This window comes from Acrocarpospora catenulata (assembly GCF_018476525.1).
Taxonomy (GTDB): domain Bacteria; phylum Actinomycetota; class Actinomycetes; order Streptosporangiales; family Streptosporangiaceae; genus Acrocarpospora; species Acrocarpospora catenulata.
Map to the genome: position 1 here is coordinate 1 of NZ_JAHCST010000105.1, position 15,192 is coordinate 15,192.

The 15,192-nt window shown below is 69.3% G+C and carries 12 protein-coding genes; 4 read left to right on the forward strand and 8 right to left on the reverse strand.

Features of this window, described 5'->3' with window-relative positions:
* Positions 1–478: 478 nt before the first annotated feature.
* Both KIP79_RS44925 and KIP79_RS44930 read left to right on the forward strand, forming a co-directional pair.
* On the forward strand, positions 479–994 hold the full coding sequence (locus KIP79_RS44925) for an NADPH-dependent FMN reductase (protein ID WP_214111200.1): 516 nt from the start codon (positions 479–481) through the stop codon (positions 992–994).
* Complete coding sequence (locus KIP79_RS44930; RefSeq protein WP_214111201.1) at positions 991–1,527, forward strand: flavin reductase family protein; 537 nt, start codon at positions 991–993, stop codon at positions 1,525–1,527. Before KIP79_RS44925 ends, KIP79_RS44930 begins: the two co-directional genes overlap by 4 nt.
* Positions 1,528–1,640: 113 nt before the next feature.
* Here KIP79_RS44930 and KIP79_RS44935 read toward each other — a convergent pair whose 3' ends face one another.
* On the reverse strand, positions 1,641–2,690 hold the full coding sequence (locus KIP79_RS44935; protein WP_214111202.1) for an NAD(P)H-dependent amine dehydrogenase family protein: 1,050 nt from the start codon (positions 2,688–2,690) through the stop codon (positions 1,641–1,643).
* A 307-nt stretch (positions 2,691–2,997) separates the two neighbouring features.
* Between KIP79_RS44935 and KIP79_RS44940 the strand changes: the two genes are divergently transcribed.
* Positions 2,998–3,894, forward strand: coding sequence for an SDR family oxidoreductase (locus KIP79_RS44940; RefSeq protein ID WP_214111203.1), 897 nt, complete (start codon positions 2,998–3,000; stop codon positions 3,892–3,894).
* A 53-nt stretch (positions 3,895–3,947) separates the two neighbouring features.
* Here KIP79_RS44940 and KIP79_RS44945 read toward each other — a convergent pair whose 3' ends face one another.
* From KIP79_RS44945 to KIP79_RS44975, 7 genes are all read right to left on the reverse strand, one after another.
* Positions 3,948–5,576, reverse strand: a complete 1,629-nt coding sequence (locus KIP79_RS44945; protein WP_214111204.1) for a CotH kinase family protein — start codon at positions 5,574–5,576, stop codon at positions 3,948–3,950.
* 6 nt (positions 5,577–5,582) lie between these two features.
* Entirely contained in the window at positions 5,583–6,260 is a 678-nt protein-coding gene (locus KIP79_RS44950; protein WP_250214901.1) for a DUF4956 domain-containing protein, read from the reverse strand.
* 5 nt (positions 6,261–6,265) lie between these two features.
* A complete protein-coding gene (locus KIP79_RS44955; RefSeq protein WP_214111205.1) occupies positions 6,266–7,168 on the reverse strand; it encodes a polyphosphate polymerase domain-containing protein in 903 nt (300 codons plus the stop codon).
* A gap of 91 nt (positions 7,169–7,259) precedes the next feature.
* Positions 7,260–8,663, reverse strand: coding sequence for a sensor histidine kinase (locus KIP79_RS44960; RefSeq protein WP_214111206.1), 1,404 nt, complete (start codon positions 8,661–8,663; stop codon positions 7,260–7,262).
* Entirely contained in the window at positions 8,663–9,367 is a 705-nt protein-coding gene (locus KIP79_RS44965; protein ID WP_214111207.1) for a response regulator transcription factor, read from the reverse strand. Before KIP79_RS44965 ends, KIP79_RS44960 begins: the two co-directional genes overlap by 1 nt.
* Positions 9,368–9,472: 105 nt before the next feature.
* Positions 9,473–13,441 carry a ThuA domain-containing protein gene (locus KIP79_RS44970; protein ID WP_214111208.1) on the reverse strand — a complete coding sequence of 1,323 codons (3,969 nt, stop codon included), beginning with the start codon at positions 13,439–13,441 and terminating at the stop codon, positions 9,473–9,475.
* Positions 13,442–13,607: 166 nt separating this feature from the next.
* A complete protein-coding gene (locus KIP79_RS44975; RefSeq protein ID WP_250214904.1) occupies positions 13,608–14,774 on the reverse strand; it encodes an ROK family protein in 1,167 nt (388 codons plus the stop codon).
* A gap of 165 nt (positions 14,775–14,939) precedes the next feature.
* Between KIP79_RS44975 and KIP79_RS44980 the strand changes: the two genes are divergently transcribed.
* The coding region (locus KIP79_RS44980; RefSeq protein WP_250214902.1) for an ATP-binding cassette domain-containing protein at positions 14,940–15,192 on the forward strand (253 nt) is incomplete at its 3' end.

Below are 15,192 nucleotides of genomic sequence, written 5' to 3' on the forward strand. Positions count from 1 at the left end.
CCGCCGGGACGGATGGTTGCCGTGGGTCTCCCACCCACCCACCCGTCTGACCCTTCGGGTCCGGACCGGCTCCGCCGGGAGGGTTGGTTGCCGCTCTGCGGCGCGAAGGATGGTTGCCGTGGTTGTCCCCCTTGCCCTTCGGTCGGGGCTGGGTGCCTGGAGTTGTGGGGGCGATCTGTGATTTCCATGTATATCAAGTAGGGAATATTGACTTTAAGGGGGCGGCGTGTCTAGCTTGGTGGGGTGAGCCCGTCAAACGAGACAAAAGGTGCTTCGGTGGGCGAGTCGTTGGATGTGGAATTTCCGGGTGACGTGTACTGGTATGACCTGCCGGACGACGAGGCCGAAGAGGAGGAGGCGGTCCCGCGGGCGGGGGCGCCGAGAGGTCGGGTTCGGGGCGCGTTCGGGCGCCGGTTGAGCACTTGGAGGACCACATGACCGGCTGCGTGATCTCTCGAGACGTCCTGGCGGTGGCGTCATGACCATTGTCACCTTGGTCGGCAACCCCAGAGGCGGGTCCAGGACCTTGGCCGTCGCGGCGCGGGCGGCCGAGGTCCTGGGCGGGCGGCTGTTCCCCTCGGCCGAGGTGGACACCGTCGACCTGGCGGGGCTGGCCTCGCAGATCTTCTCGCCGGAGCCGTCCCCTGGCGTGGAGGTGGCGCTGGAGCTGGTCAGGGACGCCAGTGTGCTGGTGGTGGCCAGCCCGACGTACAAGGGGAGCTACACGGGCCTGCTGAAGGCGTTCCTGGACCGGCTGCCGCACCAGGCGCTGGCGGGGAAGGCGGCGGTGCCGTTGCTGGTGCTGGGCGACCCCAAGCACTCACTCGCCGTGGAGGTGCACCTGCGGCCGCTACTGGTGGAGCTGGGCGCGGTGGTGCCCACGCCGGGGCTGGCCGTGCTGGAGTCGCGCATCCCCGAGTTGGACGAGCTGCTCGCCGCCTGGGCCGACCGGGTGGCGCCGCAGCTGGCTGCCTGGACGGGGGTGCCGGCATGACCATCGCGGCGGAGTCTCGCGCGGTGGGGGAGGCGGACTCCCGTGCGGTGGGGGCGGAGGAGTTCCGGCAGGCGCTCGGGGCGCACGCGGCCGGGGTGGTCGTGGTCACCGCGCGGCCCGGGGGCGTCCCGGTCGGGCTGACGGCGACTTCGTTCACCTCGGTCAGCCTCTCGCCGCCGCTGGTCTCCTTCTACGTGGACCAGACCTCCACCACCTGGCCGGCGCTCAGCCAGGCCGAGCACTTCGCGGTCAACGTGCTGGCCGGGCATCAGTCCGAGCTCGCCTCCCGGTTCGCCCGCAAGGGCGTGGACCGGTTCGCGGACACCGAGTGGTCGCCCGGTCCCGGGGAGGTGCCGTTACTCGCGGGAGTGGCCCGCCACCTGGTCTGCCGTGCGCACCACACCGCCGAGGTCGGCGACCACATCCTGGTGGTGGGCCTGGTGATCGCCACCAGCGGCCCCGGGACGGACTCACCACTCATTTACCACCAGGGCAGGTTCGGCGACTTCCGCCCACGCGAGGGCGAGCGCTAGGTGTACTGCCCGCGCGGGGTCAACGCGAAGGCCGGCGTTAGTGGCCAACGCGAGGACTAATGCGCGAGATCAGCGCTAGGGGCCAACACGAGGGCCGTCGTTAGGGGGCGGTGTCAGGCCAGGCGGGCGGTGCCTCGGCCGGTGCGGAGTGGTAGGTCCAGCAGGGTGCGGATGCCGGGTGCGGCCGCGCAGACCGCGGGGATGGAGTTGACCGCGTGGGCCGCGGCTCCGGCCAGGCCGTAACTGACCTCCTCGATGGTGAGCGCGATGGTGGGGCGGCCCTCGATGTGGATGGCGAAGCCGGGGTCGGGCCACCGGCTGACCTTGGTGGCGTCGGCCTTGTAGACGCACTCGACGGTCATGAAGGGCCGCCCCCTGACCAGCCCGCTGAAGGTCCACCGGGAGGCGCAGACCGTGCCGGGCAGCACCGTCCCCGCGGCGATCTCGAACTCCTCGGTGGCCAGCTCGAACTGGTCGGACTCCTCGATCTCGTCCAGCCGCACGTCCAGCGCCGTACAGACCAGCTGCACACTCTCCGCGAAGAGGGCACGCTGGAAGGCGCGGAACGGCCGGACCGCCAGCGCGTAGTCCTTGGCCGACCGGGTGAACCCCATCAGGTCGGTGACGATCTGCCGGGACGGGTGCCCCCGGTAGTCGGAGGACTCGCGCACGTAGATGTGGTCCAGCCGGGAGGAGAGCCCGGTCAGGGTGAGCGGCAGCAGGTCGCTCATGAAGCCGGGGTTGATCCCGGTCCCGTGCAGGGTGGTGCCCCCGGCCGCGCAGGCGGCCTCGATCCGGTTCACCACGCCCTGGCCGTACGCCGCGGGGTAGACGAACCCGGTGGTGGTGATCACGTTCTTGCCGGAGGCCAGCAGGGCGCAGATGGTCTCCACGTCGGTGGTGTGGTTGCCCCCGAAGTACGCGGCCGGCAGCGGCATGTGCAGCACGCAGTCGGCGTCCAGCGCGAGCACCCGCTCCACGTCGTCGGTGCAGGTCACGCCGATCGGGTCCAGACCCACCAGGGAGCCGGCGTCCACCCCCGCCTTGTCCGGGTCGTAGACCAGGACCCCCGCAAGCTCGAACTCCGGGCGGGTGATGACGCTGCGTAGGGCGTAGCCGCCGAGAGCTCCGGTGGCCCACTGGACCACGCGCAGAGGGGCCATGCGGGGCCTCCAGCGGGGTGAGGGAAGGGCGGAGGCCGTACACCTGGAAAGCTGCCGCCGCTGACCCCACGCCCGAGCGGAAGCCGAAACTATAGCAGAAACTTACTCGCCCGATCACTATCCGCAACGACCCATTTGTGGGCCCCAAGGGGCCTTGATCAATGACCATCCCGGCTGCGCCAATGGTGCCACCACCCGGTCGCGTACCGGCGGGCTGTCGCGGAAGGAGTCCGCGCGGCTCTCCAAGGGCGGGTTCCTCGTTGGTAGGATGCGTCTGACTAGAACAATATTCTCTTTGGGAGGGTCAATGGCCGATCTCAGGTTCGACGGGAAGGTCGCGGTGGTCACCGGTGCCGGGCACGGGCTCGGCCGGTCGCACGCGCTGCTGCTCGCCGAACGCGGGGCCCTGGTCGTGGTCAACGACCTCGGCGGCGCGCTGGACGGCTCCGGCGCCTCGGCCGGACCGGCCGCCGAGGTGGCCGAGCTCATCGTCAAGAACGGGGGCCAGGCGGTCGCCAACGCCGACAACATCGCCACCCCCGAGGGCGCCGAGGCCGTCGTCCGGGCCGCGATCGACGCCTTCGGCCGGATCGACATCGTGATCAACAACGCCGGCATCCTCCGCGACAAGTCGTTCGGCAAGATGTCGGTGGAGGAGTTCGACTCCGTGCTGGCGGTGCACGTGCGCGGCTCCTTCCTGGTCAGCCGGGCGGCCTTTCCGTACCTGAAGGAGCAGGGGTACGGCCGGATCGTCAACACCTCCTCGCCCGCCGGGCTGTTCGGCAACTTCGGCCAGGCCAACTACTCCACCGCCAAGATGGGCCTGGTCGGCCTGACCAAGACCCTCGGCATCGAGGGCGCCCGCGCCAACATCAAGGTCAACGCGATCGCCCCGGTGGCCTGGACCCGGATGACCGAGGCTCTGCTGCCCGCCGAGTTCGAGAGCAAGTTCACCGTGGCCGCCATCAGCCCGCTGGTCGCCTTCCTGGCCCACGAGACCTGTCCGTCCAGCGGCGAGGTCTTCAGCGTGGGCGGCGGCAGGGTCGCCCGCGTGTTCGTCGCCGAAGGCCCCGGCTGGCGGACCGACGACCTGAACCTGGAGTCCATCCGCGACAACTGGGACGCCATCATGGCCGAACAGCCCTACCTCCAGCCGACCACCCTCGGCGAACAGGCCGGCGCCTCCCTGAAGGCGATGCTCTAGCCCTTCGTTGTGATGGCGGGCTTGAACGTCGTACCGCTCAAGCCCGCCTTCGCCTACTTGACCAACGCCTCGCCCAGGGCTTCGGTGCGGGTCGCGAGTGTGGTGCGCAGGGAGGTGGCCTCCTTCTGGGCCTCCTCGGCGTCGGCCCCCTGGTTGGACTTGTAAGACGCGAGCGCCTGATCCAGGAGGGTGCCGGCCTTGCCGGTGGCCAGAAGCTCCTGATAGAGGCTCTGGTACTGCTTCTGGTAGATCTCCTTGAAGGCGGGTGTCTTCAGGAAGCGGTCCTTCAGGGCGTGCCCCATACGCATGCCGCCGAAGCCGCCCCGGGCCTGGCGCTGATCCTGGTCTTGCGCCTGCCCGTCAGGGCTCGGCTGGCGGTCGCCTCCGGGCATGCCGCCCATACCGCCCATGCCGATGGTGTCGTCCGGGCCGGCGGTTGCGTCGCCGCTGAAGGCGAGGTTGAGGTCCCAGTTGATCACTGTGAACTTCTTGGTGTTCAGGTCGTACCACAGGTAGTAGTTGCGCCCCGGGCCCGCCATGTCGTCGAAGTTCAGCAGCATGTTCTGCAGCGCGAGGTAGCGGGCGAAGGACTCCACGTCCAACCTGGACGCCAGGCCGGAGGCGAACTCCTCGTCCGAGGACTGCTCCACCCACTTGATCAGGTCGATCACCGGCTGGAGGTCCTGCTCGCCCTTCCGGTTGACCTGTTTGAAGTCGGTGACGTACCCGGTCTGGTCCTCGCCCTTGTAGGAGAAGGTGGAGGAGGCCAGGGACTTGTAGAGCACACCGTCGCCGAGCCGTTCGGCGTACCCCTCGTCCAGGTACTCGACCAGCAGCCGGGGGGCCGAGGAGCGGCCGTTGACGGTGAAGGAACTGTAGGCGTACCCCTGGGACGGCTCGCCGGACGCGTCGACGATGGAGATCGCCAGCGACTCCTTGAGCAGCGTCGCGGAGCCCATCGAGGCCGGGCGCACGGCGATCTGGCTGTGCCCCTGGTAGCGGCGGCCTTCCACGAACTCGTCGAAGCTGATCAGCCAGGGCAGGTTCTCCGGCTCCTCGGCCTTCAGCGACGCACGCGCCATTCCGCCGAATCCCGCTCCGGGGCCACGGTCCTGGCCGCCCTCAGGGTCGGCGGTGGTCTGCGGCTGGGGCTGCTGCGTGCCGTCCGGGGGCGCAAAGCCCTCGGGGAACCCGTCAGGCGGCTGAAAACCCTCGGGCAGTTGGAAACCGTCAGGCGGTTGGAAACCTTCGGGCGCCTGGCCACCGCCGGGTCCCGCACGGCCTTGCACGCGGGACTCGCCCTTCCAGGTCAGCCCCATCAGCGTGGAGTTGCCCTTGAGCCGGACGCCCACGCTCGGGATCGTGGTGCCGTCGATGACGAGGTCGGCTTCGACGTAGTTCTTCTCCCCGCTCTTGAAGTACTCGCTCAACATGTCCTGGTACGCCGCGTCGGTGAAAGTGATCTTCACGTCGTGGGGCGTCGAAGGGTCGAACAGGTCCGTGCCACCGGCCAGGTCGGTGATGACCGTCTCGCCGGAGGCGGCGCGGACGCTGGTGATGTACGGGCGAATCGTGCCGCTGCCGAACACCCCCGCGCAGAGCGCGAGGAACACCCCGCACGCGGCGACCACCTTCCAGTTCTGCCGGAGTGCGACCGGGATGCGATGCTTCAGGTGCGCCATGGCCGGTCAGAGGTCGGTCTGGTCGTATCCGGTCAGGACCGTGACCGACTGCCCGTGATTGCGATCGCGCAGTTCGGTGAGCAGGTCCGCCGGCTCGTGGCCCTTCTTGATCTTCACCGTGTACATCAGCTCCGTCAGCGCGCCCGCCCGGACGGACTCCATGCTGACCAGCTCGAACTCGTCGGTGTGCCGTACCAGCACGTCCTGGATGGCGTGGGTGTAGTCCTCGTCCGCGGGGACCTGCACCTTGACCACCTGGCGGCGCACGTTGAGCTGGAACCAGTTGAACCGGCTCATGATCATGATGATCAGTGAGATGGCCACGCCCGCGACCACGGCCAGCAGGTAGAAACGGGTGCCGACGGCCATGCCGACGCCCATCACCAGGAAGATGAACCCGACGTCACGGGTTTCCTTGATCGCGTTGCGGAAGCGGACCACCGACAGCGCGCCGACCAGGGCGAACGCGCGGGCGATGTTCGAGCCGACCACGAGCATGATCAGTGAGATGAGCATGCCGAGGATGACCAGGGTCTGGACATAGGACTGGCTGTAGGAGACGTTGCGATGCGTCGCCCGGTAGACCCAGCCGATCATCGCGCTCAGCACGAACGACAGCGTCATGGCGATGGCGATGTCGGCCACGCTGAACGTGCCGGACAGGTCCTGGAAAGTGAAGTCCATGGGGTTCAGGCCTCCGTACGGGCCAGTGGCCGGGCGCGGCCGAGGGAATGGTCGTCGGAAAGGTGGAAGATCGAGCGCGGCGCCAGCCCGTAGGCCTCCACGCTCTGGCAGTACTTGGACACCCGCACCACCTGCAGGTTCCTGGCTGCGACCAGGTCGGTGAGCCAGTACGGCACGCGCTCGTTGGCCTTCACCTCCATGATCGCCTTACGGGCCGGGACGATGAGCCGGTTCTCGGCGTCGGCGCCCAGGTGGAAGTCGCGGTCGCGGCCCCGGACGCGCCGGTCGAAGGTGACCCGCAGGCCGACATCGGCGCCGCGTCCCAGGTAGGCGTGGCGGGTGTAGCCGGTCATCGTCGTGGCACGCAGCTCCAACCGGCAGACCAGGTCGAGGACCTCCTCCAGGAAGGCCCGCTGGCCCTGCTCGTACTCGACCATCTGCCGTCCGTCGCACAGGCGCAGCGCGTCAGCGTACGGCAGGCTCACCCGGCGCTTCTGGGTGACCCGGTTGACGCGCTGCTTGATCTCGACGAAGACCGGCGTCTCCCCGGTGATGGAGAACCGGTCACCGTAGTGGCGTATGCGCAGCTTGCGGCGGAACTTCAGGCCCTCGATCTTCTCCCAGTAGAAGCGGAGCCGCTGGGTGTCGTAGTAGACGCTCCAGATGTGGTACCCCTCCTCCGGGCAGTGCCGGTCGCGGTCCAGGCGGCGATCCATCTCCTCCTTCAACTCGGCTACCTGCTCGACGTCGATCAGGTACTTGATCTCGTAGCGGTTGAAGGCGTGCAGTTTGCTCGGCGCGCGCAGCCGGTGACCGGCGTCACCGTCCGCCGCCGATGTCACGGCCGATGCCGTCGATTCGGGGCGCTGACGTCCGAAGATGGACTGCCGGCGAAATCTTTGCAGCATGTCCCTCCTTTCGTGTCAGCGCACATCTGACAGCACGAAGCTGGGAGTAATGTGTGAACCACTGACAAACCAGAGGTGAACGACCGGTGTCCTAGCCGCCCGGCGGCCGCTGGGCGGGCAGCAGGACCAGGAACGTCGTCCCCCGGACGGGAGCGCTCGCCACCTCGATCCGGCCCTGGTGCGCCTCGACCAGGGCGGCGGCGATGGCCAGGCCAAGACCGGTGCCGCCGTGGGCGCGCGTGCGGCCGGGATCGGCCCGGTAGAAGCGGTCGAAGACGTGCGGCAGATGCTCGGGATCGATTCCCTCGCCCTCGTCGCGTACCTCCACCACGGCGGTGTCGGTGGACCGGTGGGCGATCGTCACGTGTACCGGTGTGCCGCCGGCGGTGTGCGTGATCGCGTTGCCGACCAGGTTGGCCATCACCTGGTGCAGGCGATGCTCGTCGCCGAGCACGAACACCGGTTCGGCCGGGACCTCCAGCCTGATCGGCCGCCCGGGGTCGCGGGCACGCGCGGCGTGCACCACGTCCCCCGCCAGCACGCGCAGGTCGACCATGCTGTGCTCCAGCATCGGCTCCCGGTCCAGTCGGGCCAGCAGCAGCATGTCCTCCACCAGCACGCCCATCCGCCGCGCCTCGTTCTCGATCCGGCCGAGCAGCCGCTCGGCCACCGGATCGCGGGCCTCCTGCCCGTGGTGGTACAGCTCGGCGAAGCCCCGGATCGAGGTCAACGGGGTGCGCAGCTCGTGGGAGGCGTCGGCGACGAAGCGCCGCAGCCGTCGCTCGGACTGCTCCCGGGCGCGCAGCGCGGAGGCCAGCCGCTCCAGCATCGTGTTCAGCGCCTGGCCGAGCCGCCCGGTCTCGGTGCGCGGATCGGCGTCGGCGACCCGGCGGTCGATGTCCCCGGCCGCGATGGCCTCGGCGGTGCGCTCCATCCTGGTGAGCGGGCCGAGCCCCAGGCGTACCACGGCCCAGGCCAGGGCGCCGAGCAGCGTCAGCACCACCGCGCCGGCGACCACCTCGATGATCAGCAGCTGCCGTACGGTCGCCGCGGTGGACTCCAGCGACATCGCCACGGCGACCCGTTCACCGGACGGCAGGCCCTCCACCAGAACCCGCCATTCCGGTCCGCCCGACCGCCCGGCCACGGTGAAGGGCCGGCGCGAGGCGGCGGAGAGATCCGCGGCGGGGATGGCCGGTCCGTCGGCGGAACCGGCAGGCATCTGACGCACCGGGGCGCCGGAGGGGGAGTAGAAGGTGACCTGGAACTGGCTCGGCAGCTCCAGGACCGACGGTGGCCGGGCCTGCGCGGCAGGCGGCGGGCGCCGCCCGGCGGTCATGGCGAAGTCGCGAAGCTGGGTGTCCACCCGGGATAGCAACGACCGCTCCAGCACCAGTACGCCGGATACTGCGAAAGCCGTCAGTCCCAGCGCGGACAGGCCCAGCAGGGCCGCCAGCAACCGCAGCCGCAGCGGCCAGGGACGGCCGGCCCGCATCACGCCGATCGGGACAGGCGGTAGCCGACACCGCGCAGGGTGTGGATCAGCGACGGACCCTCGGTGTCGATCTTGCGTCGGAGGTAGCTGATGTAGGACTCGACAATCCGGCTGTCGCTGTCGAACCCGTGGTCCCACACCCGTTCCAGGATCTGCGTCCTGCTGACCACCCGGTCAGCGTTGATCATCAGATAGCGCAGCAGGGCGAACTCCGTCGGAGACAGATGGATCGGCCGCCCCGCCCGCCGTACGGTGTGGGCCAGTTCGTCGAGTTCCAGGTCCGCGTACCGCACCACCGCGTCGTCGTCGGCCTGCTCCTGCGGCGGTCGGATGCGACGCAGGATCGCGCGTAGCCGCAACACCACCTCCTCCAGACTGAAGGGCTTGGTGACGTAGTCGTCGCCCCCGGCGGTGAGGCCGGCGATGCGGTCGGCCACCGTGTCCTTCGCGGTCAGGAACAGCACCGGCGGGTTGCCTGCCACCTCGCGCAGCCTGCGCGCCACCGAGAAGCCGTCGACGTCGGGCAGCATCACGTCCAGCACGACGATGTCGGGCCGCGCCCGCCCGATCTCCTGCAACGCCGCGTGCCCGCACGAGGCGGTCCGCACGCTGAAGCCGTTGAGGATCAGCGCCTCCGACAGCAGCTCGCGGATGCTCCGCTCGTCATCGACGACCAACACCTCCGCGGGAAGGGATGTGTCCATGACACAGTTCTAGGCGGCCCGCATAAGAATGCGCTTAGAGAACGCAGCCAACAGCCTGACGGAAGAGCCCCGGCAGGTGGCTGCCGGGGCTCCTCTGTGGTCAGGTCAGGCGTACACCTCGAACTCCCAGAGCGAGTAGCCCCAGGCGGTGCCGCGGGCCGTGCCGTTGATGCGGACGTACCGCGCCGAGTTGTTCAGGCCGGTGTGGTCGTCGATACCGCCGTTCTCACCGGTGACCGTCTTGATGGTGGTCCAGGTCGTGCCGTTGGCGGAGGTCTGGATCTGGTACGCCGACCCGTAGGCCGCCTCCCAGCTCAGCCTGACCCGGTTGATCGTGTAGGTCTGGCCCAGGTCCACCTGGATCCACTGCGGGTCGGAGAACGCGCTCGACCACCGGGTGGTGCCCGAGCCGTCCACCGCCTTGGCCGGCCCGTAGTCCGCCGCCTCCGTGCTGGACGCGGTGGCGGTCTTGTTGAGGGCCACGTTGGTCGAGGTGGTCAGGGGGGTGCCGTAGACCTCGAACTCCCAGAGGGAGTAACCGTAGGCGGTGCCGCGGGTGGTGCCGTTGATCCGGACGTACCGCGCCGTTCCTGACAGGCCGGTGTGGTCGTCGATGCCGCCGTTCTCCCCGGTCACCGACTTGATCGTGGTGAACGTGGTGCCGTCGGTCGAGGTCTGGATCTGGTACGCGGAACCGTAGGCCGCCTCCCAGTTCAGCCGGACCCGGTTGATGTTGTAGTTCTGCCCGAGGTCGACCGTGATCGACTGCGGGTCGCTGAACAGGCTGGACCACCGGGTGGTGGCCGAGCCGTCCACCGCGTTCGCGCCCACGTACGCCCCCTCGACGCTGGTCACCGTGACCGGCTTGTTCAGCGCCAGGTTGGTGCCGGTCGGGGGAGAGAGCGACGGGCTGGGCGAGGGTGACGGGGACGGCGATGGGGACGGCGAGGGCGACACGACGGGTCCGGTGTTGAGGGTGAACTCGTCGAGGTCGTACAGGCCGGTGCCGGTGCCCTTGAAGACCAGGAACAGCTCATGGGTTCCGGCCGGTGCCGTGATCGCCCCGGTCACGTTCTGGAAGACCGCGTACCCGCCGGTGGCCGGCACCGTCGCCGAGCCGATCAGCTGCCCGGTCGGCGAGCCGACCCGCAACTCCAGCGTGTTGCCCGCCGTCGGCGCCCCGACCCGGGCGGTGAACGAGGTCACCCCGGTGAAGTTGTACGGCTTGAAGGAGATCCAGTCGTTGTTCTCGATGTACCCGACCGCCCGGCCGCCGTTGGCGCTGGCCGGGGTGCTGATCTGCACCCCGCTCATGTTCCCGTAGTGCTCGGCCTGCCGGATCTTCGGCTGGAGCACCGCCTGGGTGTGCGTGGTGAGCGGGCCCTGGCCGCCGCCGCCGAGGTCGGTGTACTCCGCGTCGATCACGCCGAAGATGTTCGCCGCCGTGTCGTGCTCGCCGTCGGCGCTGGTCTGCAGCGTGCCGGTGCAGCCGTTGGCGCTGGTCTGCGGGTGGCCGTGCGAGTCGTGGCCGAGGATGTAGCTGACCTTGACCCTGGCGCAGTCGATGGTGCCGTCCTGCGGGTCGGTCACCGTCACCGTGAACGGGATGGCGTCCCCGAAGGAGAACACCTTGCCGTCCGCCGGGGTGTTGACGACCACGGTGGGGGCGGTGTTGCCGACCACGATGACCACGCTGGCCGTACCGGTCTTCCCGGTGCTGTCCCGTACGGTCAGCGTGGCGCTGTAGGTGCCGTTCGCGGTGTAGGTGTAGGACGGGTTGGCCGCGGTCGAGTCGGTGGTGCCGTTGCCGTCGAAGTCCCAGGCGAAGGTGATCGGGTCACCGTCGGGGTCGACCGTGCCCGCCGAGGAGAACGTCACGGCCAGCGGCGCCAGGCCCGAGGTGCGGTTGGCGCTGGCCACCGGCTGCGGGGCCTGGCCGTTGCGGGCGTACTCGATGCGGTAGAGGCCGGAGTTGGCGTCGCCGTTGAACCAGCCGGTGCCGTAGTCCAGGACGTACAGGGCGCCGTTCTTGCCGAACTCCATGTCCATGATCTGCGTGCCGCTCCACGGGAACGGCGTGATGGTGAGCGGCGCCCCGGTGTTGTCGATGGTCACGTTCTTGATCCACCGGCGGCCGAACTCACCGGCGAAGAAGGTGCCGTCGAAGTAGCGCGGGAACGCGATGGCCGAGGTGGAGTTGGCGTCCCACCGGTAGACCGGCCCGGCCATCGGCGACAGGCCGCCGCCGCCGAACTCCGGCGGGGTGGAGCCGGTGTACGGGATCCAGCCGCGCTGCGACGCCGGCAGCTTGGTGATGCCGGTGTTGTTGGGCGAGTTGTTGGTCGGCCCGCCCGCGCAGTCGAACTTGGCCCCGGACGGCCCCGACGGGAAGGTGTACTGGTTGTAGGCGTCGTTGAAGCTGGAGCAGAACGGCCAGCCGAAGAACCCCGGCGCGGTGATCCGGGCGAACTCCACCTGCCCGGCCGGTCCCCGGTTCGGGTCGGCGGTGCCCGCGTCAGGACCGTAGTCGCCCAGGTAGACGACGCCGGTGGCCTTGTCCACGCTCATCCGGAACGGGTTGCGGAAGCCCATCGCGTAGATCTCGGGCCGGGTGTTGGCCGTGCCGGGCGCGAACATGTTGCCCGCCGGGATCGTGTACGCCGGACTGCCCGAGGCGGTCGGCTTGATCCGCAGCACCTTGCCGCGCAGGTCGTTGCTGTTGCCGCTGGTGCGCTGCGCGTCGTAGGCCGGGTTGCGGCCGGCCCGGGTGTCGATCGGGGAGTACCCGGCCGAGTCGAACGGGTTGGTGTCGTCGCCGGTGGACAGGTAGAGGTTGCCCGCCGCGTCGAAGTCGAGGTCGCCGCCGACGTGGCAGCACATGCCGCGGCTGGTCGGCACGTCCAGTACGACGCGCTCGGTGGCCATATCGATGGTGTTGTCGGCCCGGACGGTGAACCGGGACAGGCGGTTGACCCCGTTGAATGGCGCGAAATCGGCGGCGGTGCCGGAGCTGGGCGCGTCGCCCGCCGGGGTGGACAGCGGTGGCGCGTAGAACAGGTAGATCCACCGGTTGGTGGCGTACCCGGGGTCGGCCGCGATGCCCTGCAGGCCCTCCTCGTCGTGGGTGTAGACGGCCAGGTTGCCGGCGACCTTGGTGTTGCCCGCGAAGTCGGTGTAGCGCACCGTCCCGTTCCTGGCGGTGTGGAACACCCCGCCGTCGGGCACCACGGTCAGGCTCATGGGTTCGCCGACCTCGGCCACGCCCTTGGCGAGAGTGACCTGCTGGAAGTTGGAGTTCACGGTGCCGCCGCAGTCGCCCTGCACGAACCCGGCCGCGGTGCGGATCCCGCCGAGCAGGTGCTGCCGGAAGTTGGTCTCGGCGTACGACTCGTCAGTGTGGCCGCCGCCGGTGTACCAGGACCGGCCGCCGGCGTAGTTCTGGCACCAGGCGATCGGGTGGTCGATGCCGTTGCCGCCGCCGGTGTAGCTGGACTCGTCCAGGGTGGCCAGTACGTGCACCTTGCCGCGCGGGTTGGTCTGGTAGTTGTACCACTCGTCGAACCGGCTCCAGCGGTACGGCAGGTGCGCGGTGGACGGGTGGAAGCGGTCGGCCACCTTCACCGTGGCCTGCTGGGGCGCCGGGTGCGAGGCGAAGTAGGCGCCGACCAGTCCGCCGTACCAGGGCCAGTCGTACTCGGTGTCGGCGGCGGCGTGTACGCCGACGTAGCCGCCACCGGCCGCGATGTACCGCTCGAAGGCGCTCTGCTGGGTGGCGTTGAGCACGTCACCGGTGGTGGACAGCCAGATGACGGCCTTGTACCTGGCCAGGTTGGCGTCGGTGAACTGGGCCGCGTCCTCGGTGGTCTCCACCGCGAAGTTGTTGGCGGTGCCGAGCTGCTGGATGGCGGTGATGCCGGGACCGATCGAGCTGTGCCGGAACCCGGCGGTCTTGGAGAAGACCAGGACGGTGAAGTCGGGGGCGGCGAGCGCGGGCGGCGAGGCCACCGTCACCCCCGCCAGGGCGAGTAAGGCGCACAGAAGTACGCGGGATAACAGGCGCGGTGATGAGCGCACGACGGTCCTTTCGGGACTGGGCGCGTGCGCCGAACGCGCCAATGAGGGAGCGCTCTCTCTCCTGGGTCAGCGTGCCATTGCTGCGGAGCTAGAGACGTTCGCCCACATTGTTGCTACCGTGTTGCCGTCGAGTCAATAGTCCGTAAGCTGGCTGGTGAGAGCGCTCTCAGCTGTTGACCGTGAGGTCGACGGCCTCGGGAGCCAGCACCGCCTCGATCACCATCACGGCGGCCCCGATGACGCCCGCCCGGTCCCCGAGCTCGGTCGCCCGGATGCTCAGGTGCTGGGTGGCCAGTGGCAGCGACCGGCTGTAGATGACCTCGCGGACCCCGGCCAGCACGTGCTCGCCCGCCTCGGCGATGTCGCCGCCGATCACTATCACCGACGGGTTGAAGAAGTTCACGATGGAGGCCAGCACGTCGCCGACCTCCCGGCCGGCCTGCCGGATGAGCTGCACCGCCTGCGTGTTGCCGGCCCGCACCAGGCCCACCACGTCCCGGCTGTTGGCGGCGGGAACCCCGGCCGCGGTCAGCTGCCCGGCGATCGAGGCGCCACCGGCCACCGCCTCCAGGCACCCGGTGTTGCCGCACCGGCAGACCACCTCACGGTCGGAGGTGACCCGGATGTGCCCGATGTCCCCCGCCGCGCCCTGCGCCCCCCGGTGCAGGCGGCGTTCGGAGATGATGCCGCAGCCGATACCCGTACCGATCTTGACGAAGACCAGGTGCTCCACCTCGGACCGGGCCCAGTGCTCGCCCAGCGCCATGATGTTCACGTCGTTGTCCACCAGCACCGGCGCGCCGAGCCGCTGGCCCAGCCATTCCGGCACCGGGAAGCCGTCCCAGCCCGGCATGATCGGCGGGTTCACCGGCCGCCCGGTGGAGTGCTCCACCGGCCCCGGCAGGCCCACTCCGACCCCGCAGAGCTGGCCGCCGGTCTCATCGAGCAGCCCCTGCAGCGTTTCCACCAGCCAGGCGAGGGTGGCCTCAGGCCCGCGGTCGATGGGCAGGTCGGCGGTACGTTCGAGGAGCACGTTCGAGGCGAGGTCGGTGACCGCGACGCGCGCGTGGGTGGCCCCGAGGTCCGCCGCCGCCACCACCCGGGCCCCCTGGTTGAAGGCGAAAGCCGTCGCCGGACGGCCCCCGGAGGAGATCGCGTCGGTGGCGGGCACGATCCACTGATGGCTGAGCAGCGCGTCCAGCCGCTGCGACACCGTGGATCTGGCCAGCCCTGTCAGCTGCACGAGTTCCGCCCGGGTCCGGGCCTGGCCATCACGCAAGATCGAGAGCAGGGCTCCCGCTCCTGTGACGGAACCGGTGGGCTCGCTCAGCATGCCCTGAGTCAACCTCGCCTCCTTTCGCCTCATCTGATGATTCCAGATCTCATTATGACATCATGCCATCGACTTTTGCTTGACCGTCAGCATAAGTCGTCTCTAGCATCCGGAAATATGGAAGACATAAGCCGGGAACAGACGGATAACGCATCACTTCTGCTGATGCGGGGGATCGTCAAGCAGTTCCCCGGGGTTCGTGCGCTGGACGGTGTGGACCTGGACGTCCGCGCCGGTGAGGTGCACTGCCTGCTCGGCCAGAACGGCGCGGGCAAGTCGACCTTGATCAAAGTGCTGGCCGGTGCTCACCAGCCCGATTCCGGTGAGGTCCTGCTCGGGGGGCAGCCGGTCCGGCTGTCCAACCCCACCGCGGCCATGCGGCAGGGCATCGCCACCATCTACCAGGAACTCGATTTGG